Origin of the sequence: uncultured Bacteroides sp., assembly GCF_910585845.1 — a bacterium.
Lineage (GTDB): Bacteria > Bacteroidota > Bacteroidia > Bacteroidales > Bacteroidaceae > Bacteroides.
Map to the genome: position 1 here is coordinate 30,414 of NZ_CAJUHF010000011.1, position 20,496 is coordinate 50,909.

The window sequence follows — 20,496 nt, forward strand, 5'->3', positions numbered from 1 at the left end:
CTCCTATATAAATAAGGAAAAGCGCCTGCTCCGAAAAGGAGAAAACTCCGTCCGTACGCCATATATCCGACTTCTTGCTAACTCAAACAAATACTTGTGATTATGAAAAAACGAGTAGTTTTATTGTTTGCCAGTCTCGTCTTGGGCATATCCTCGCTTTGGGCACAGGATACGCCTGTAGGGGTGATTGTGGCTTTCAAGAAAGGAAACTCTCAGGAGTTGAACAGGTATCTGGCGGACAAGGTGGATCTGATCATACAGAATCGTCCCACCAATGCCGACAAACAGACAGCTGAAAGAACGATGTCGTCCTTCTTTGCGGACAACAAGGTCAGCTGTTTTGACGTGAACCATCAGGGAAAACGTGATGAATCCAGTTTCATCATCGGTACATTGGGGACCAAGAACGGAAACTTTCGGGTGAATTGTTTCTTTAGAAAAGTGCAGAACAAATATGTCATACATCAAATAAGAATAGAAAAGACAAATGAATAAAGAAAAAGAACTGATTGACAGTTTGATCGATTTGGCATTCGCCGAAGACATTGGCGATGGCGACCATACCACCCTGTCGTGCATTCCCGCCACGGCGATGGGGAAATCCAGACTTCTGATTAAGGAAGCGGGCATACTGGCAGGCATCGAAGTGGCAAAGGAAGTCTTCCGCCGTTTCGACCCCGACATGAAAGTGGAAGTGTTCATCAACGACGGCGCCGAAGTGAAGCCGGGCGATGTGGCTATGGTGGTGGAAGGCAAGGTGCAGTCTCTGTTGCAGACGGAACGCCTGATGCTGAACATCATGCAGCGCATGAGCGGCATTGCCACCATGACGCACAAGTATGCCGAACGCCTGAAAGGCACGAATACCCGTGTGCTCGACACCCGCAAGACCACTCCGGGCATGCGTATGCTCGAAAAGATGGCAGTGAAGATAGGCGGCGGCGTGAACCACCGTATCGGACTCTTCGACATGATCCTGCTGAAAGACAACCACGTCGACTTTGCCGGAGGCATCGACAAAGCCATCAACCGTGCCAAGGAGTATTGCAAGGAGAAAGGCAAGGACCTGAAGATCGAAATCGAAGTGCGTAACTTCGACGAATTGCAGCAAGTGCTCGATTTGGGCGGTGTGGACCGTATCATGTTCGACAACTTCACGCCTGAGATGACGAAGAAGGCCGTCGAGATGGTAGGCGGACGCTACGAGACCGAATCTTCCGGCGGCATCACCTTCGACACGTTGCGCGACTATGCCGAGTGTGGTGTGGACTTCATCTCGGTGGGCGCCCTCACTCACTCCGTGAAAGGATTGGACATGAGTTTCAAGGCATGCTAAAGGAAAGGGCATAATCCGGAAAAATGAGGGCATGTTATAATGCCCGAATTGTGAACTATTTATCCCTGCTACAGTTGTCTGTGGTAGGGATATTTTTCATGAAAAGAGCGTTTTGATACACTCCTTTCTTTTGTATGCGCCCTCATTCTTTCGTACGCCCGACTTCTTTTTTTCACCTCTTCGTGAACCGGAAAAAAACGTCCTGTTGTGAACCGAATCATTTTGTTCCGTGAATTGAATCATTTTTGTCCCGTGAGCCGAATCATTTCATCTCATGAGCCGAAAAAAATGGTTTCACGAGCCGAAAAAATCTATCTCGTGGGACGAATAAATCCGTCTCGTGAGCCGAAAAAATCCGTCTCGTAGGACGAAAACGTTATTCTTTAACTTCTTTTTAGAAATAATCTTGCAGCATTCTCCGTGAAACTGCGTCTAACAGACAGATGACGCGAAGCGGCGTCCGTTTTTTAAAAAAAAAGCACTGACATTGGAAAATGAGATAGAACTGGTAGAGGGTTGCCGGGCAGGGAAAGATTCCGCCCGTAAGGAATTGTACACCCTTTACGCCAAGCAGATGCTTGCGGTATGCTACCGCTATACGGGCGATATCGACGCGGCACACGACGTATTGCACGATGGGTTTATCAAGCTCTTCACCCATTTCACGTTCCGTGGCGAATGCGCACTTGCCACATGGGTGACGCGAGTGATGGTGACGCAGGCGATAGACTACCTGAGGAGGCAGAAGCGCATCAGCCAGTTGGTGACCAACGAAGCGCAACTGCCCGACCTCCCCGACGAAGCAAGCACTGTCGAGGCGGGAAGCTGCCTCTCCGAGGAGCAGTTGATGGCATTCGTTGCCGAGTTGCCCGATGGTTGCCGCACCGTTTTCAACTTGTACGTCTTCGAGGAGAAATCGCACAAGGAGATCGCGGAAATGCTTGGAATCAAGGAACATTCGTCCACCTCGCAGCTGCATCGTGCCAAGAACCTGTTAGCAAAAAGAATTAAAGAATATACAGCGTATGAAAGGAAATGATGAAATAACGGCTCAAGCCGAAATAACCGGTTTGTTCCGCAGCCGCCTCTCGGGTGTAGAGATGACGGTGCGGGACGGATTCTGGGAAGAGCTGCAAGCCGGACTTCCGAAAGCCGGAACCGATCGCTCCACTCCCGCTGCCGTGTCCGGAGCGATCGACAGTTCGTTCGGGACTACCGACTGCCTGTCCGAGACTGCTGACTGTCTGTCCGAGACTGCCGACTGTCTGTCCGGAGCTGCTGACGGCTTGTCCGGACAAAGGCGAAAAGGCATTCTGCTCGTTCCACGGTTCCACCGTGTGGCGGCAGCCGCTTCCGTCATCATGGTGCTGGGAGCCGCTTCTGCCGCATTCTGGTATTTCTCTCCGAAGGATGAGATACAAGAGGCGTTTACGAAGGTAGCTACCTTGACACCGGAAGGCAACATGAACGGAGATGTGGTGCAGGAGAATTTCCCTTCGATTCATAACACCGTTCCGGCGGTGCCTGATCCCGGACAGAAACACCCCGGACCGGCATCGTCCGCCGTGGCGTTTGCTCAAGATGAAGAAGAGAACGAATCCCTGTCCGTCACCGTTTCCATCACCATCCGTCAGCACCTCTACGGCAATCATCCGCAACGGGGAAACGGCATGTATGGGCAGAACGCCTCAAGTCGTGAAGGAAACGGATATTATGCAGCAGCGGATACGGAGAATACGACCGGCACTACAGCCTCCAACTCCTGCTCTTCGCATGCGGAGAAAACAGCCGTGTCCGGTGCTGATGCGGTAGGCAGAAGGCGGAACTGGGCTTTCAAGGCAGGAGTAGGCACTTCGTTGCCGAAATCCGGTTTCGGAATGCCCCTCACGGCAAACCTCTCGGCAGAACGCCGCCTGAACCGGCATTTCTCTCTTGAGGCAGGATTGCAGTACAACCGTCTGGAGGGTGAAGGAGAGCGCGTCTTGCACACACTGGCGGTTCCCGTCAAACTGAATGCGATGCTGGCAAGCGCATCCAAAGTCGATCTCTATGCCACGCTGGGCGGAGCAGTCGAGAAGTGCCTGTCCGGAGCCGAAGACAACTGTTTCGGAGCGGAACCCCTACAGTTGTCCGCTATGGCAGGCTTGGGCGTCCGCTATAAGCTGAACGACCGGATAGCCCTGTTTGCCGAGCCTTCGGTATCCCATCATTTTGATACGGACTCCCGGACAAGGACATTGCGCACGGAACGTCCGACGAACTTGAATCTGCTTTGCGGTGTCCGCATGGTCTATTAACCTTAGAAACGATACAGAAATGAAATCTCTATCTCTTCATTGTATATTATTTAATCGTACTATATTAGATTCCGGCATGCGAATCAAGTTCGACTTATGCCGATATCGTTCATGTCGTTCATATCATTCATGTCGTTCATATCATTCGTGCAGTTCATATCATTCACGTTGTTCACGCCATTCATGTTGTGCTGTTGTGCTGGCATTGCTGCTCAGCCTGTGCTTCTCCTTGGTGTCCTGCATGGACGAGACGTTCGACCCCAATAATCCGGATGTCGACCTGTTTGTAAAACAGCTGAAGGAAGGCACCTATTCGCCGGAAAATGCAGACGGGCTGAACACTGTGCCCCATTTTACCGTTAATGACATAGAAGGCTTGCTGAAGTATGCCGAAGACCTGACGGTGATTCCCTCTTTTCCGTTGGCTCCGGTCTCTTATTCGGCAGGAGGCAAGCTCCGCTTGGGAGAGTGTATCTTGTGGACGGTGGAAACCGTCCGTCTGGGGCAGAATGCCTCGATGGGATGCAAGATGGTGCATGTCGATGCGGAAAACTACGAAGGTATCTATTTCCTGTCCGATGACGAAGTGCAGGATGCCGCCGCCCGTTACCGCCGTTGGTGGGAGAACCGAAAGTATCCCCGCACGATGTGGACCATAGACCCCTGTTACGATGAACCGCTTTGCGGAAGCGGATATATGTGGTGGTAAGACAGTGAGACTGTAAATCCGTAAAACTGTAAAACTGTAAAACTGTAGATCCGTAAGACTGTAAATTCATGAGACAGTAAATCCGTAAGACGGTAAGTCGATAAGTCAACAAGAGAGTAAGAAAACAAGTTAATGAGAACATACAGCACTATAATCGGACTGCTTTTTGCAGCAGTCCTTCCTCTTTGCGCCCAAGACTGGACCCCTCAGGACTCTTTGCGGCTACGTCGCCTGCTGGACGGAGAGGGGGAACTGAAACTGAACCCGAAGGCGCTGAAAGAGCTGGAGCAGGAACCGTATATGGGCAAACTGCGGATGTCGGAGGAGAAGCAGTGGATGGACTTCAACACGACGCTGCCCGAAATACCCGAAGTGCCGAAGAAGAAAGTCGTCCTGACGCTGCGCCCCTATAACGCGCGTACGAAGTATAACTGGGACCCGGTGTATCAGAAGAAAATCAATATAGATAAGAATACGTGGCGTGGCAATCCTTTCCATGAACTGGTCACACGCAAGACCTATACCAACTGGGCAAAGCGCCCTCTGGATAAAGGAATGCGCAAGAGCCTGGAGGAAATAGAAGCTACCGGTTTGCGCTATCGCGTGACGGAGCGGGCGAATAATATGGCGGTAGGCAGTTGGCAGAGCGCCGGCGGTGGAGCCGGCATAGGTGGTCTGGACCTGATGACGCCTTTCACCAAAGAGTTTTGGGACTTCAAGGGACGCAAACGCAGGGCGCGTACGCTCGAAGTGCTGCGGGAGTATGGCGACTCCATTACAGTACAGATGCAGAGAACATCCCAAGGCGAATGATGCTTTTTATCAGGAAAGAGTTTCTCTCTTTCCCTCCTCCCCATGAAAAAGCCATGCCTTCGGCATAAAAAAGGAACAAGTTCATTTTATTCTGCTCGCGGTTTATGCTATCTTTGCCTGCGTTAAAACAAAGATTACACCTGATGAACAGATATCTTAAGCCAGCTATATATTTACTTTTCTCGTTCATGTCGGGCGGGGTTGCCTGTGCACAGGAGGCGACGTTCTCTCCGCCTTTCGACTTTCCGATGATTTTCTCCGGTAATTTCGGTGAGATACGCGCCAACCATTTTCATGGAGGCCTCGACTTCAAGACCGGTGGCACGATAGGCAAGCCCGTGCGGGCATTGGCGGAGGGCTACATATCCCGCATCCGCGTCACGCACGGTTCGGGCTATGTGCTCGATGTGATCTACGCCAATGGATACAAGACGATCAACCGCCATCTCAGTGCCTTTGTCGGCGACGTGGCACGCAGGGTGGAAGACTTGCAGTATGAAAAGGAGACATGGGAAGTGGAGATTGTTCCCGAACCGGGCGAGTATGCTGTAAAGGCAGGGCAGGTCATCGCCCTGAGCGGCAACACCGGATATTCGTTCGGCCCGCATCTGCATCTGGACGTATTCGAGGCGGAGACGGACGATTACGTCGATCCGATGGCTTTCTTCAAGAAGCAGGTGAAGGACAATGTCGCCCCGCGTGCCGAAGGTATCATGCTGTTTCCGCAACCCGGCAGGGGAGTGGTGGACGGAACGTCGGAACGCCGCGCCTTTCCCCTCCATCCCAAGCAGCCGATTACTGCTTGGGGAATGGTCGGAGCGGGCATCCGTGCATACGACTATATGGATGGGGCGAGCAATCGCTACGGTGTGCACACAGTGGTGCTGGAGGTGGACAGCGTAGAGGTGTTCCGGAGCGTGGTGGACCGCTTCTCGGAAGAAGAGAACCGCATGATCAACTCGTGGACCTACGGGCAATATATGAAGTCGTTCATCGAACCGGGCAATACGCTGCGGATGCTGCATGCCTCCAACGGCAACCGGGGACTGATAGACATCAATGAGGAACGTCCTTACGATTTCTCCTATACCCTGAAGGATGCTTTCGGAAACACGTCGAAAGTCTCGTTTACCGTGCAAGGCAAGCGGATGGAGATTCCTCCCGTAGAGTATCGCGAGAAGTACGTCTTCCGCTGGAACAAGGTGAACTACGTGCAGGAGCCTGGGCTTTCGCTGGTGGTTCCGCGCGGGATGCTCTATGACGATGCCTATCTGAACTATGCCGTGCGTGCAGACAGTGGGGATGTGGCTTTCACTTATCAGCTGAACGACACGCGCATTCCTCTTCACGGCCGTTGCGAACTGCGTATCGGCTTGCGCCACTGTCCGGTGGAGGACATGACGAAGTATTATGTGGCAGGAGTGGATGCACGCGGCAGGAAGTATAGCGTAGGCGGCAAGTACGAAGACGGTTTCATGAAGACCACCATCCGCGAGCTGGGCACGTACACCGTCGGCATAGATACCGTGCCTCCTACCGTCACTCCGCTCAATCCGAAGCAGTGGGGCGCTACGAAGCGCATCGTGTTCAAGGCGAAAGATGAAGAGACAGGCATCAGCACCTACCGCGGTACCATCGACGGAAAGTATGTCCTGTTCGGCAAACCCAACTCCATCAGTGGGAACCTGGTTTACGAGATTGACCCTAAACGCGTAGAGCGGGGCAGGCATGTCGTGGAAATCACAGTGACCGATGGCTGTGGCAACCGCACCACGAAGCGTGTTCCGTTCGTGTGGTGAGGATATCTTTGTCATCTGACCGAGTAGTTAAAGAACTCCTAAAATATAATTTGTATAAGAACAATAACCAATATAAGAACAATAACCAATTTATAAACATAACAAAGTATGAAAAGCAAAAGACTGACCCTTTCCGTCTTGTTGGTAGCGGTGGCAGTGGTGAATGCACTGGCATGTACCAATCTTATTGTAGGTAAGAATGTCTCCACGGACGGTTCTACCATTGTTTCTTATTCTGCCGACTCCTACGGCTTGTTCGGCGAGTTGTATCATTATCCTGCCGGCATGCACAAGAAAGGCACACTGATTGACATACACGAGTGGGACACCGGCAAGTATCTGGGCAAGATAGAACAGGCACGCCAGACGTACAACGTCATCGGCAACATCAATGAGTTTCAGCTGACCATTGCCGAAACCACTTTCGGCGGTCGTCCCGAACTGGTGGACACCACCGGAGTCATTGATTACGGAAGCCTGATCTATCTGGGTTTGCAACGCTCCCGCACCGCCCGTGAGGCAATCAAGGTGATGACCGACCTCGTGCAAGAGTACGGCTACTACAGCAGCGGCGAATCTTTCACCATTGCCGACCCGAACGAAATCTGGATCATGGAGATGATAGGCAAAGGTCCCGGCGTGCGTGGTGCCGTATGGGTGGCCGTGCGCATCCCCGACGACTGCATCTCGGCACATGCCAATCAGGCACGCATCCACCAGTTCGACATGAACGACAAGAATAACTGCATGTATTCCTCCGATGTCATCTCTTTTGCCCGCGAGAAAGGCTACTTCAATGGGGTGAACAAGGATTTCAGCTTTGCCGACGCTTATGCACCTCTGGATTTCGGTGCACGCCGCTACTGCGAGGCACGTGTATGGAGCTACTTCAATATGTTCACCGACCGTGGCGAAGAATTCCTTCCCTACATCGAAGGTAAGACCGACCGCCCCATGCCCCTCTATCTGAAACCTAACCGGAAGATATCCGTGCAAGATGTGCAGAACGCCATGCGCGACCATTACGAAGGCACTCCGCTGGACATCAGTAAGGACTTCGGTGCCGGTCCGTACCACACTCCTTACCGCCTTTCTCCGCTCTCCTTCAAGGTGGGCGACAAGAGTTACTTCAACGAACGCCCCATCTCCACGCAGCAGACCGGTTTCGTGTTTGTGTCCCAGATGCGCTCTTCCATGCCCGATGCCATTGGCGGTGTGCTGTGGTTCGGTACGGACGATGCCAACCTGACGGTCTTCACTCCCGTATATTGCTGCACGAATAAGGTGCCCGTATGCTACTCCCGTGTGGACGGAGCCGACTATATCACTTTCTCTTGGAACTCTGCTTTCTGGATTTTCAACTGGGTGGCAAACATGGTCTATCCCCGTTACGACCTGATGGTGGGCGACGTGCGTGCCGCTCAAGCCGAACTGGAAATTACCTTCCGCGAAGCACAAGAGGGCATCGAGGCTACCGCATCCAAACTCTACGCCAAAGATCCTGCACAAGCAAAGGAATTCCTTTCCAACTATACCGATTTGGTTGCACAAAGCACACTCGACACCTGGAAGCGTCTTGGCGAGTTCCTTATCGTGAAGTACAATGACGGTGTAGTCCGCCGCATGAAAGACGGCAAGTTCGAACGCAATGCCATCGGCCAGCCGGCAGGTGTGGTTCGTCCCGGATATCCGAAAGAGTTCCTGGAAGAATACGTGAAACAGACGGGAGAACGGTATCGCATACCGGAATAACCGGTGCATTCCTGCAAAAACTGCACAGGATAGTGTAAATCTTTAGTGAAAAAAGTAGGATATTTAAACTTATTCGCCTACATTTGTAACTTACAAGCCGATAAATGTGCGTGACTGGTTTCATTCGTCGATGAGCCGCATGAGGCAGTTACGCATGACTTATCAGGCAGAAAAATAGATATTAACCTCTAAAATAGATAATTATATGGAAAATCAAGAACTGATCAAGTTGGTGACTGAGAAAGCCCAGATGTGGCTTACCCCGGCTTACGACGCCGAAACTCAGGCAGAAGTGAAACGTATGTTGGAGAACGAAGATAAGACAGAGTTGATCGATTGTTTTTATAAAGACCTGGAATTCGGTACGGGCGGTCTGCGCGGCATAATGGGCGTAGGAACCAACCGAATGAATATCTATACGGTAGGTGCCGCTACGCAGGGCCTTTCCAACTACCTGAACAAATGTTTCAAGGACGAAGAGCAGATTTCCGTAGTTGTGGGCTATGACTGCCGTAACGACAGCGACAAGTTTGCCAAAATCTCCGCCGACATCTTCTCTGCAAACGGCATCAAGGTTTATCTTTTCGACGACCTGCGTCCTACGCCGGAAGTTTCGTTTGCCATCCGCCATTTCGGTTGCCAGAGCGGTATCAATATCACTGCCAGCCACAACCCGAGAGAATACAACGGCTACAAGGCCTATTGGAACGACGGTGCACAGGTGCTTGCTCCGCACGACACTGCCATCATCGACGAGGTGAACAAGGTGACCGTTGCCGACATCAAGTTCGACGGCAATAAGGAGCTGATCCAGATTATCGGTGAAGACGTAGACAAGGTGTACTTGGAGAAGGTACATTCCATTTCCATCGACCCGGAAGTGATCAAGCGTCAGAAGGATCTGAACATTGTCTATACTCCGCTGCACGGTGCAGGACGCACATTGATTCCTGCCTCACTGAAAGTATGGGGATTTGAGAATGTCAACTGTGTGCCCGAGCAGATGGTGAAGGACGGTAACTTCCCCACAGTGGTATCTCCCAATCCCGAAAATGCCGAAGCCCTCTCCATGTCCATTGCATTGGCGAAGAAGATCGATGCCGACATCGTGATGGCAAGTGATCCGGATGCCGACCGCGTAGGTATGGCTTGCAAGGACGACAAGGGCGAATGGGTGCTTATCAACGGTAACCAGACCGCTTTGATCTTCTTGTACTACATCATCAAGAACCGTATCGCTACGGGCAAGATGAACCCCAACGATTTCATCGTGAAGACCATTGTGACTACCGAGCTGATTAAGGCAGTAGCAGACAAGAACAAGATTGAAATGCGCGACTGCTACACCGGTTTCAAGTGGATTGCACGTGAGATCCGTCTGAGCGAAGGCAAACAGCAATACATCGGTGGTGGCGAAGAGAGCTACGGCTTCCTTGCCGAAGACTTTGTCCGTGACAAAGACGCCGTTTCTGCATGTTCCCTGCTTGCCGAGATCTGTGCATGGGCAAAAGACCAGGGCAAGACGCTGTATGACGTATTGATGGATATCTACGTAGAGTACGGTTACTCCAAGGAAACCACAGTCAACGTTGTGAAGCCGGGTAAGAGTGGTGCCGATGAAATCAAGGCTATGATGGACAACTTCCGTGCCAATCCGCCGAAAGAGATCGGAGGTTCTCCCGTTGCGCTGATCAAAGACTACAAGAGCCTGAAAGCTACCGATGCCCAAGGCAACGTACAAGACCTGGATATGCCTGAGACGTCTAATGTGCTTCAATACTTCACGGAAGACGGTTCGAAGATCTCCGTTCGTCCGTCGGGTACGGAACCGAAGATCAAGTTCTATATCGAAGTGAAGGGCGAGATGGGTTGCTCGAAGTGCTATGCCGGTGCCAATGCCGCTGCCGAAGAAAAGGTAGAGGCTGTCCGCAAGTCGCTCGGCATCTGATGATATTTGCAAGTCCTGATGTGAAGCACATCAGGACTTGCTTCTATAGAATGTTCCCCCGTTACAAGAGTATTTCTGTAGCGGGGGAACGTTCGTTTTTTATTTTCTCCACCAGTCTATCATTCTTCTGGCTATGCTCAGTTTCCGTGGGAGTTCGGGAAGGTTGTCTTTGGAGTAGAAGGCTCCGGCACTAAGTTCCTCCTGTTGCAGTTTGATTTCTCCGCTTTCGTAGTCGGCGATGAATCCCACCATCAGTCCGCTGGGGTAGGGCCAGGGTTGATTATCGAAATAGGTGATGTTCTTTACTTTCAGTCCGGTCTCCTCCAGCACCTCCCTTTGCACGCATTGTTCCAGTGTTTCGCCGGGTTCGAGGAAGCCTGCTACCAGTCCGTAGAACGTGCCGCGGAAGTTGCGCGCATGCACCAGCAGGATCTCTTCTCCGCGGCGCACCAGCACGATGATGGCGGTAGAGATGGGTGGATATATCTCGTGGGCACACGCAGGGCACTTCTTCATGATGTTAGTCAGCTGTTCGGTAGGTGAGCCGCATACGGGGCAGAAACGGCTGTGCTGGTCCCAGTATAGAATCTGGTAAGCTTTTCCGGCAGCTCTGTATGCTTCCGGAGTGATGTATTCGTAGGAACTCCGCAGGTTGACCATGAACCACTCTTCCGTCTCCTCTATGGGCTGGCTGATGGCTAATGCGCGCACAGTTTCGCCAGTGGGCAGGCATACTTCATGAATCGTGCTGCCTCCATGCGACGTATCGTCTTTATGCGTCGTGCCGTCTTCATGAATCGTGCTGTCCGCATGAGCAGGCAGGGGAGGCTGTGTTCCGCATGGCACGCTGTATACGATTCCTCCTTCTCCGTTATCTTCTTTTCTTAGCAGCAGTTGGTCCTTGAAGAAGACGAACCACTGTGTGATATCTTGTTTCTCTACATTCTCCATTGTTCATACATTTTTTTGATCAATCAATCCTGCTTATCTCTAAGGCGTTCGTGAGACTCCGTTGAGTGCGCTTCAGATGGGATGATTAATGTCTGAAGTCTTAAATATAGAACGGCCTATGCAGATAAGATGTGGTTTTGATGTGCGCAAAGATAGCGTATTTATTTGTATTGTGACACTATTGTTTTTACGGTAGATGTGTTGGTGATGTGGATTTATGCTCTTTATCACATGAATCTCAAAATTATTTTGGCTAAAAGCAGCACAAATCTCAAATTGTATGAGTGACAAGCGTGCCAATCTCCCTCAGAAACTCCTTGTCGTGCGATACGGCGACCACTGTTCCGGTATAGTTCCGTATGGTTTCCGTGATGATTCCGATGCTTTCGATGTCCAGATTGTTGGTTGGTTCGTCCAGAATGAAGACATCGGGGGCATTATCCGCAATCATCAGGCAGCAGAAGGAGAGGCGCATCTTCTCTCCGCCGCTGAGTTGCGAACAGGGCTTGCGCCAGACGGTTGCCGGAAAGAGATAACGGTTCAGTATGGTTTTCAGCTCATGCTCCGGAAGCAGGCGGCGGTTGAACAATTCTGCTTGCTCCAGGATACTGAGGTGGTTGCGGATCAGGGAATACTCCTGGTCCAGGTAGACAAAGCTGAAGTCGGCACGCTCCAGGTTGCCGGTCAGGACGGGAAGCGTGGAGGATACTTCGGTTGCAGAAGATACTTCAGTTACGGAAGATGCCTCTGTTACGGAAAATATCTCTGTTACGGAAGATATCTCTGTTACGGAAAATATCTCGGTTACGGAAGATGCCTCTGTTACAGAAGATGTGCTATCGGCTGCGAAAGGAGTACGATTAGTTGCGGAAAGCATACGGTGCTCCGTCGGCGACATTCCGCAAATCAGCTTCAGCAGGGTGGTCTTGCCGCTGCCGTTGTTCCCTTCGATGCAGATGCGGTCGCCGCTTCTCAGTTGGAAGTTGAGCGGGCGTTCCCAAAGGAAATGCCCGGCGTCCGGATAGCGGAAATTGAGTTCCGTTGCCGTGACCAGCGTCTTGCCTTCGTGCAGGGTGGGGGCGCTGAAATCGGTTTTCAGCTTCTCGGCAAGCGGAAGGGCGTTCCGGATGCTTTGCATCTCCTGCTGCAACTTGCCTGCTTTCTCGTCCTGTGCGCTTTTCAGCCGGCTGGTGCTGGACTCCGCTTTGTCTTTCAGGACGCCCATCATGATGCGCGGTACGCCATTTTTGATGGACGCTTTCTCGCCGCGTACGTTTTGCTTCGCTTTCTGTTCGGCGATGTCGCGGGCGGCTTTCCGGGCAAGGCGGAGGGCTTTCTGTTTCTCCTCCAGTTGTTCTTGCAGGGCGTTGAGGCGGATGCTCTTCTGCTCTTTGAAAAAGTCATAGTTTCCGCCGTAAAGGGTCAGCCCGTTGGCGGACAGTTCGCCGATGGCGGGCAGGAGATTCAGCAGTGCGCGGTCGTGGCTGACGACGAGGAGGGCGGCGGAAGTACGCTTCACAAACTCGTACAGCCGTTCCCTGCCCCTCGCGTCCAAGTGGTTCGTAGGCTCGTCCAGCAAGATGGCATCGGGAGCGTGCAGCTCCATGCCTGCCAGAAACAGGCGGGTCTTTTCTCCGCCGCTGAGGCCGTTCAACGGGCGTGTGAGGGGAGTGCCATCCATTCCCCATGCCGTCAGGGCAGCGTGTACGCGCTCTTCGAGGGTCCAGTCGTCGGCAAGTGTGGCGAAATGTGCTTCGGAGGCATCTCCGTTCAGGATGCTGTACAAGGCTTCCAGTTTGCGGTCTATCCCTAAGGCCTGTGCCACGGTCATGTCGTCGTACTGGCCGAAATGCTGGGGCACGTAGTAAAGATGTTCGGGACGGTGGATCGTGCCGCCCAAAGGAGACAGCTCTCCGGCGACAATCCGCATCAGGGTAGACTTGCCGCAACCGTTGTTTCCGGTCAGTGCGATTTTCTCTCCGCGGTTGATGGTCAGGTTGAGGTGGCGGAAGAGGATTTCCTTGTCGGGATGTGCATAGCTAAGGTCTCTGATAATGATACTCATGATAAAAAGAAAATAGTGTGTGTTAATCTATTGGTCTCGTGGGACGGATAAATTCGTCCCACGGGACAAAAAAAATCATCTCGTGAGGTGAATATTTTCAGCTTACGGGACGAACTGAACCGTCTCGCGAGGCGAAAAAGATATTCGTAGGATTTTATTGAGAAGTTTACCGGATAGGTATTGTCTTTACTTGGAAATTCTCATTGGAGTAATGGTTTGTTATCGGTGGCAAAGGTAAGCATTTCTTTTGAAAGAGGCAATAGGGAGACGATGGGATATCGTGAAGAAAGCCGTGCATGAATCCTGCAAATTAGTGGCATACCGTTTGGAAAAGCAACAAAAAGGCTTTACCTTTGTTTCTGATTAGAAGTAACTTCTTAAAAGGCGTGGAAATTATGAAGGGATATGTAGTACCGAACAGAAAACGTTTGCCATACGGCATGATGAATTTCGCGGATATTCGTTGCGAAAACTATTATTACGTGGATAAGACACACTTCATTCCTATGATAGAGGAGGCGGATCGCTTCTTCTTTTTCATCCGTCCCCGCCGTTTCGGTAAGAGTCTGACGTTGAATATCCTGCAACACTATTATGACATTCGTACACGTGACCAGTTTGACAAACTGTTCGGTGACCTCTATATCGGGCAGCACCCTACGCCGAGCCGTAACAGTTACCTTGTGCTCTATCTCAATTTTTCGGGTATTGTGGGCGAACTGAATGACTACCGAAAGGGGCTGGATGCGCATTGCCAGACGATGTTCGACTATTTCTGTGATATTTATGCCGACTATCTTCCTCAAGGCATCAGGGAACAGTTGGACCGAAAGGACGGAGCGGTCGAACAATTTGAATTTCTATACACGGAATGTGCGAAAGCAGGTCAAAAGATATATCTCTTCATCGACGAATACGACCACTTCACCAATTCCATCCTTTCCAATCCCGAAAGCCTGTACCGTTACACTAACGAGACACATGGCGAAGGTTATCTGCGTGCCTTCTTCAACAAGATTAAGGCAGGCACTTATTCAAGCATAGGACGTTGTTTCATCACCGGTGTCAGTCCCGTGACGATGGACGACCTGACGAGTGGCTTCAACATCGGCACCAATTACTCCCTCTCACCCGAATTTAACGAACTGATGGGCTTCACCGAAGAGGAGGTGCGCGAGATGCTGACCTATTATTCCACGAACAGCCCTTTCAAGCACAGTGTGGACGAATTGATAGAGCTGATGAAACCTTGGTACGACAACTACTGCTTTGCCGAAGAATGCTACGGTAAAACCACCATGTATAACTCCAACATGGTGCTCTATTTCGTCAAGAACTATATACAATGGGGTACCTCTCCGCGCAACATGGTGGAGGACAATATCCGTATGGACTACGAAAAGCTGCGTATGCTCATCCGCAAGGACAAGGAGTTCGCCCACGACGCTTCCATCATACAGACCTTAGTAAAGCAGGGGTACATCACCGGCGAATTGAAACGGGGATTCCCCGCCTCAGGCATGACCAATCCCGACAACTTCGTGAGCCTGCTCTTTTACTTCGGCATGCTTTCCATCGGTGGTCTGTACAAGGGAAAGACCAAACTTATCATCCCCAACCTGGTTGTGCAAGAACAGCTCTATACCTATCTGTTGAGTACGTATGACGAAGCACCGAAACGGTGAAGAAAGCCATAGGCGATACGCAACTGCACAAGGTTGTGGTGGTGTATAAGGGAATGGAGATGGTAGTTTGCGAGGAGGTCTGACTCCTTAATTCTGCTGTTTAATTCCGTTGCTGTCTTATCCCCTTTGATACGCAATCCTTTCCGTCCCGTTTGCCACACGTATGGTCCCGCACCGCTTGAATCCGTTTCGGGCAAGCAGGCGTTGCATGATAAGGTTGTCTTGATGGGTGTCGGCACGCAGGTTGCCGCACTGCTTGGCGCACCACGCTATGCAGGTGTCGCCGATGCCTTTGCAGGTTCCGTCGGAGGCGATGCGATGGATGACGTAGTAGGGGGCATCGTTCAGCCAGTTGCCGTCTTCGATGACCGAGTAGTTGGGGTCGGGACTGGGGACAAAGCAAAAAGTGCCGACTATGTTCTCGTGCTCGTCCCGGCACACGTAGCAATGCCCGTCGGCTATTTCGCGGGCAATCAGTTCGCTCGAAGGATAGCCGTTGATCCATTGGTTGCCGTTGCCGACGGAGGCCATGAAGCGGCGTGCATGGTCGAATATCTCCATCAGACGGTTCAGGTCCGAAGGACGGGCAGGGCAGATTTCTATCTTACTCATGAGGTTGCTGCAAATTTGGAATACCTCACTTCATCGATGCGGCATCGAACGACAACGGCAATAAGTCGCTTGCCCGTTCTATTTCATAAACCCCTTTCTTGCCGTAGAGAAGAAGGCGCATAGGCTGCTGGAAGCGTTTCTCCGTTTCGAGCATCACCTGCCGACAGGCACCGCAGGGCGGAATCGGGTCGTCGAGAAAGCCTTCTTCGTTGCGTGCGGCAATGGCAAGTGTCGTCACCGGCTGGTCGGGATATTGCGAGTTGGCATAGAACAACGTGGTGCGTTCGGCACACAGACCCGACGGATATGCGGCATTCTCCTGATTCGTACCTGTGACGATCGTGCCGTCTGCCAGTCGTGCGGCGGCACCCACCGAGAAGTGCGAATAGGGGGCATAACTGCGTCCGGTGGCCTCGCAGGCGGCATCCAGCAGCCAACGGTCCGCCTCGCTCAATTCGTCGTATGCATAGAGCTTGAAGCTGATGTGTAAATTCAAATCTCTCATAAGGCAATCCTTGTTTCTAGATAATTAATGTTACAAAGTTAGGAAAGAGATTGGTAAATCCAATTCTTTTTAGGATTTTTGTGCACTCAATCCCTACCGATTATGAACAGAACGAACGATTTCAGATTCACCCTCGTCCTCCTGACGTTCCTTGCGTGTGCCGTTGCCGCACAGGCGCAGCGTCGGAATGCCCGTTACGTGGAATACATCGAAAAATATGCCCCGCTTGCCGTGCAGCAGATGAAGGAACACAAGATACCTGCCAGCATCACCCTGGCGCAAGGGCTACTGGAGAGCGGCGCCGGACAGAGTACACTGGCACGCAAAAGCAACAACCACTTCGGCATCAAGTGCGGCAGCAACTGGCGCGGACGCACCGTGAGGCACGACGATGATGCACGCAATGAGTGCTTCCGTGCCTACAGCCATCCCCGCCACTCCTACGAAGACCATTCCGCCTTCCTGAAACAGGGTGCCCGATACGCCTTCCTGTTCCGGCTGAAGACGACGGACTATAAAGGCTGGGCGCGTGGACTGAAAAAGGCCGGTTATGCCACAGACCCCTCATACGCCAACCGCCTGATTACGATCATCGAAGATTATCACCTCTACAAGTACGACAGCCGCGGCATGAGCAAGCGCGAGATGCGACGCTGGGAGGCGGAGATGAAGAAGAAGCCTTGGCTTGCCCATCCGCATCAGGTGTATATTGCGAACGACATCGCATACGTCGTGGCGCGCGATGGCGATACGTTCCGTTTCCTGGGCAAGGAGTTCGGCATCAGTTGGACGAAGCTGGCGAAGTATAATGACCTCCAAAAAGACTATACGCTGGAGAACGGCGATATCATCTATCTGAAGAGTAAAAAGACGAAAGCCTCCAAACTGCACGTTGTCTATGTGGTGAAAGACGGAGATTCCATGCACTCCATCTCCCAGAAATACGGCATACGCCTGAAGAACCTCTATAAGATGAACCGGAAAGACGCCGAGTATGTCCCCGAAGTAGGAGATCGGTTGAGGCTGAGATAAAAAAGAAGACCAGTTGAGGTTGAGATAAGAACAGGAGAAAGTCATGAAAGACCTATCCGAAAATGTACAGGGTGTTCGATATCGGACACCCTTCTTTTTTGTCTATCCGCTTGTAATCAGTTGCTTACGGTTTTGGCACGCATTTGGCATATCATATGGCGTGTGAATCGACAGCCTGTCCGCTTCCGAAAAAGGGCAATGCCGAATGAATCCCCTTCCGGACAAAAGTCATATCGGGATGAATCCCATGTCGGAACAAAGGGCATATCAGGATGAACCCCCTTCCGGACAAAGACAGGTCGAAACAGGAAAACGATAAATAACAAATTACCAAATAGTAGACATGGACAGAGAAATACCTAAAGCAGTGCGCGACAAAGAGCGCAACAAGAGAATTATCCGTTACGGCAGTATCGGCGTGGCAGGCATCATCGTTATCAGTGTGCTCATCTCCCTGATGCGTGCCGGAGTGAATGCAAAAGACCTGGTGCTTTCCACAGTGGACAAAGGCACGATTGAAGTCAGCGTGAGTGCATCGGGCAAGGTGGTTCCGGCGTTTGAAGAGATCATCAACTCGCCCATCAGCACCCGTATCGTCGAGATATATAAGAAAGGTGGCGACAGCGTAGACGTAGGCACACCGATTCTGAAACTCGATCTGCAAAGCGTGGAGACCGACTACAAGAAGCTGCTGGACGAAGAGCAGATGCGCAGCTACAAGCTGGAGCAGCTCCGCGTGAACAATCAGACCAAGCTGAACGACCTCGCCATGAAGATCAAAGTCTCCGCCATGCAGCTGAACCGCAAGAAGGTGGAACTGCGCAACGAACAGTATCTCGACAGCTTGGGTTCGGGAACTACCGACAAGGTGCGCCAGGCGGAACTGAGCTATAACGTGGCACAACTGGAGTACGAGCAGCTGCAACAGCAATATGACAACGAGAAGGAAGTGCTTGCCGCCGAATATAAAGTGCAGGAACTGGATTTCAGCATCTTCCGCAAGGGACTTGCCGAGATGAAGCGTACGCTGGACGATGCGCAGGTGCGTTCGCCACGTAAGGCGATCCTGACCTACATCAACAACCAGATAGGCGAACAAGTCTCCCAAGGCAGCCGTCTTGCCGTGATTTCCGACCTGAGCCACTTCAAGGTGGAGGGCGAGATAGCCGATACGTATGGAGACCGCGTGGCAGCCGGTGGCAAGGCAGTCGTGAAGATAGGCAGCGAGAAACTGGAAGGCGCGGTAAGCAGTGTGACCCCGTTGTCGAAGAACGGTGTGATCTCCTTCACCGTCCAGCTGAACGAAGACAACAACCGTCGTTTGCGTTCAGGTCTGAAGACGGATGTCTATGTGATGAACGCCGTGAAGGAGGACGTGATGCGCATAGCCAATGCCTCCTACTACGTGGGTCGTGGCGAATATGAACTCTTCGTCCGCACCTCCGACAAGGAGATCGTGAAGCGCAAAGTGCAGCTGGGCGATTCGAACTTCGAATTCGTGGAGGTCATCAGCGGACTCCAGCCCGGCGATCAGGTGGTTGTGAGTGACATGAGCCAGTATAAAAACAAGAATAAACTCAAGGTAAATTAGTCTGAATGTCGGGAATAACTCCCGATAATTCCTGATAACTCCTGACAACTCCTTAAAAGAAGATACATCCAATGATTAGAATCTATTTGAAACAAGCCTGGGAACTGCTGAAGCAGAACAAACTGTTCAGTACGCTCTACATTGCAGGTACCGGGCTGGCTATTGCCATGACCATGATTATGGCGATGATATACTACGTGAAGCTGGCACCGGTCTATCCGGAGGTGAACCGGCAGAATACGCTCTATCTGACCGGTTCCCGTTTCGAGAAAGGGCCAGAGGGCAATCATCAGGTTGTACGGTGGGCAGTCTCCTACAAGGCGTTGCAAGAGTGGTTCTATCCGATGAAGAACGCCCTTGCGGTGTCGGCGAAGCTTGCTAATGGCGATTGGTCCGAAAACAGCTATATACAACCTGCCGACCAGAGCGGCGACTTCCATGTCAATGTACGGCTGACCGATCCGGCTTTCTTCCGCATCTACGCCTTCCGCTTTCTGGAAGGGAAACCCTTCACCGATGCCGACCTGTCCAGCGGCATCTGCACGGCAGTCATCACCGACGAATTGGCACGCCGCCTGTTCGGCACGACCGAAGGGGTGGTGGGACAGACGTTCTGCCTGAACTATACCGACTTCCGGGTGTGTGGCGTGGTACGTTCCGCCAGCTACCTTACTTCCAAGTCTTATGCGCAGCTTTATGTCCCTTATAGCGTAGTTTCCGACTATCGCGAACCGAAATACGGCGCTCCTTTCCTGGGTGCTTTCAGTGTGACGTTCTTGGTGGAAAACGGAGAGCAGGGAGTCGCCTTGCGGAATGAACTGAAAGACATCGTGCGCCGTGAGAATCTGGCGAATCCCGACGATTGGCAGGTCTCTTTCTGGGAGCAGCCTACCACCCATCTGGTGAGCATCTTTCAGGAGTATGTCAGTGAGGAACTGGATGTATGGGCAACAGTGCGGCAGTTCCTGCTGGTGTTGTTGGTACTGCTGCTGGTGCCTGCCCTGAACCTGAGCGGCATGATAGCCAGCCGCATGGAGGGGCGCTTGCCGGAGATGGGCGTGCGCAAGTCCTTCGGCGCAGGGCGCGGGGCGCTGCTCTCGCAGGTGATGTGGGAGAACCTGCTGCTTACCCTGTTAGGAGGCGTGTTGGGTCTGCTTTTGGCTTGGGTGGTGCTCTACGCCGGACGCGAATGGGTGTTTACGGTGCTGGACGATTGGGCGGATGCCGTACCCGAAGGCGTGGAAGTGCGCGTGGCAGGCGAGATGCTTTTCGCGCCGTTGGTCTTCCTTGCCGCCCTGCTGTTGTGCGTGTTGCTAAACCTGCTCTCGGCATTGCTCCCGGCATGGAACTCGCTCCGCAAACCCATTGTGAGTTCACTGAATGAGAAAAGGTGACAAGCTG

At 52.0% G+C, this 20,496-nt stretch carries 16 protein-coding genes and 1 pseudogene; 13 read left to right on the forward strand and 4 right to left on the reverse strand.

Annotation, left to right across the window (positions count from 1 at the left end; translation table 11 throughout):
- Positions 1-102: 102 nt before the first annotated feature.
- From QZ323_RS05000 to QZ323_RS05040, 9 genes are all read left to right on the forward strand, one after another.
- Positions 103-495: a DUF4783 domain-containing protein gene (locus tag QZ323_RS05000; RefSeq protein WP_294633314.1), complete on the forward strand. Its 393-nt coding sequence runs from the start codon at positions 103-105 to the stop codon at positions 493-495.
- Entirely contained in the window at positions 488-1,336 is an 849-nt protein-coding gene (gene nadC, locus QZ323_RS05005; RefSeq protein WP_294633316.1) for a carboxylating nicotinate-nucleotide diphosphorylase, read from the forward strand. Before QZ323_RS05000 ends, nadC begins: the two co-directional genes overlap by 8 nt.
- Positions 1,337-1,823: 487 nt before the next feature.
- The gene (locus QZ323_RS05010; protein ID WP_294633318.1) at positions 1,824-2,375 is read left to right on the forward strand and encodes a sigma-70 family RNA polymerase sigma factor; all 552 of its coding nucleotides are present in this window, start codon (positions 1,824-1,826) and stop codon (positions 2,373-2,375) included.
- A complete protein-coding gene (locus tag QZ323_RS05015; protein ID WP_294633320.1) occupies positions 2,362-3,633 on the forward strand; it encodes a porin family protein in 1,272 nt (423 codons plus the stop codon). Before QZ323_RS05010 ends, QZ323_RS05015 begins: the two co-directional genes overlap by 14 nt.
- Before the next feature lie 241 nt (positions 3,634-3,874).
- Entirely contained in the window at positions 3,875-4,342 is a 468-nt protein-coding gene (locus tag QZ323_RS05020) for a DUF4943 family protein (RefSeq protein WP_294633382.1), read from the forward strand.
- Positions 4,343-4,474: 132 nt separating this feature from the next.
- On the forward strand, positions 4,475-5,155 hold the full coding sequence (locus QZ323_RS05025) for a DUF4858 domain-containing protein (RefSeq protein WP_294633321.1): 681 nt from the start codon (positions 4,475-4,477) through the stop codon (positions 5,153-5,155).
- Between the two features lie 188 nt (positions 5,156-5,343).
- On the forward strand, positions 5,344-6,954 hold the full coding sequence (locus QZ323_RS05030; RefSeq protein WP_294633383.1) for a M23 family metallopeptidase: 1,611 nt from the start codon (positions 5,344-5,346) through the stop codon (positions 6,952-6,954).
- Positions 6,955-7,062: 108 nt separating this feature from the next.
- Positions 7,063-8,706 (forward strand): C69 family dipeptidase, encoded by a 1,644-nt coding sequence (locus tag QZ323_RS05035; RefSeq protein ID WP_294633322.1) that lies wholly within the window; start codon positions 7,063-7,065, stop codon positions 8,704-8,706.
- Positions 8,707-8,911: 205 nt separating this feature from the next.
- The gene (locus tag QZ323_RS05040) at positions 8,912-10,654 is read left to right on the forward strand and encodes a phospho-sugar mutase (protein WP_294633324.1); all 1,743 of its coding nucleotides are present in this window, start codon (positions 8,912-8,914) and stop codon (positions 10,652-10,654) included.
- 99 nt (positions 10,655-10,753) lie between these two features.
- On the opposite strand, the gene nudC is transcribed toward QZ323_RS05040, so the two are convergent.
- Together nudC and QZ323_RS05050 are read right to left on the reverse strand one after the other, a co-directional pair.
- Positions 10,754-11,605, reverse strand: coding sequence for an NAD(+) diphosphatase (gene nudC, locus QZ323_RS05045; protein ID WP_294633326.1), 852 nt, complete (start codon positions 11,603-11,605; stop codon positions 10,754-10,756).
- A 271-nt stretch (positions 11,606-11,876) separates the two neighbouring features.
- Complete coding sequence (locus QZ323_RS05050; protein ID WP_294633327.1) at positions 11,877-13,670, reverse strand: ABC-F family ATP-binding cassette domain-containing protein; 1,794 nt, start codon at positions 13,668-13,670, stop codon at positions 11,877-11,879.
- Positions 13,671-14,065: 395 nt separating this feature from the next.
- Between QZ323_RS05050 and QZ323_RS05055 the strand changes: the two are divergent.
- Positions 14,066-15,438: pseudogene (locus tag QZ323_RS05055) on the forward strand (AAA family ATPase).
- A 34-nt stretch (positions 15,439-15,472) separates the two neighbouring features.
- Here the strand turns inward: QZ323_RS05055 and QZ323_RS05060 are convergent.
- Positions 15,473-15,967: a GNAT family N-acetyltransferase gene (locus QZ323_RS05060; RefSeq protein WP_294633329.1), complete on the reverse strand. Its 495-nt coding sequence runs from the start codon at positions 15,965-15,967 to the stop codon at positions 15,473-15,475.
- Positions 15,968-15,992: 25 nt separating this feature from the next.
- Entirely contained in the window at positions 15,993-16,472 is a 480-nt protein-coding gene (locus tag QZ323_RS05065) for a cytidine deaminase (RefSeq protein ID WP_294633330.1), read from the reverse strand.
- Between the two features lie 102 nt (positions 16,473-16,574).
- Between QZ323_RS05065 and QZ323_RS05070 the strand changes: the two genes are divergently transcribed.
- The 3 genes from QZ323_RS05070 to QZ323_RS05080 all read left to right on the forward strand — a co-directional run bounded on the left by QZ323_RS05070 (position 16,575) and on the right by QZ323_RS05080 (position 20,489).
- Complete coding sequence (locus QZ323_RS05070; protein WP_294633332.1) at positions 16,575-17,504, forward strand: glucosaminidase domain-containing protein; 930 nt, start codon at positions 16,575-16,577, stop codon at positions 17,502-17,504.
- A gap of 343 nt (positions 17,505-17,847) precedes the next feature.
- On the forward strand, positions 17,848-19,095 hold the full coding sequence (locus tag QZ323_RS05075; RefSeq protein ID WP_294633334.1) for an HlyD family efflux transporter periplasmic adaptor subunit: 1,248 nt from the start codon (positions 17,848-17,850) through the stop codon (positions 19,093-19,095).
- Between the two features lie 71 nt (positions 19,096-19,166).
- Complete coding sequence (locus tag QZ323_RS05080; RefSeq protein WP_294633336.1) at positions 19,167-20,489, forward strand: ABC transporter permease; 1,323 nt, start codon at positions 19,167-19,169, stop codon at positions 20,487-20,489.
- Positions 20,490-20,496 lie beyond the last annotated feature (7 nt).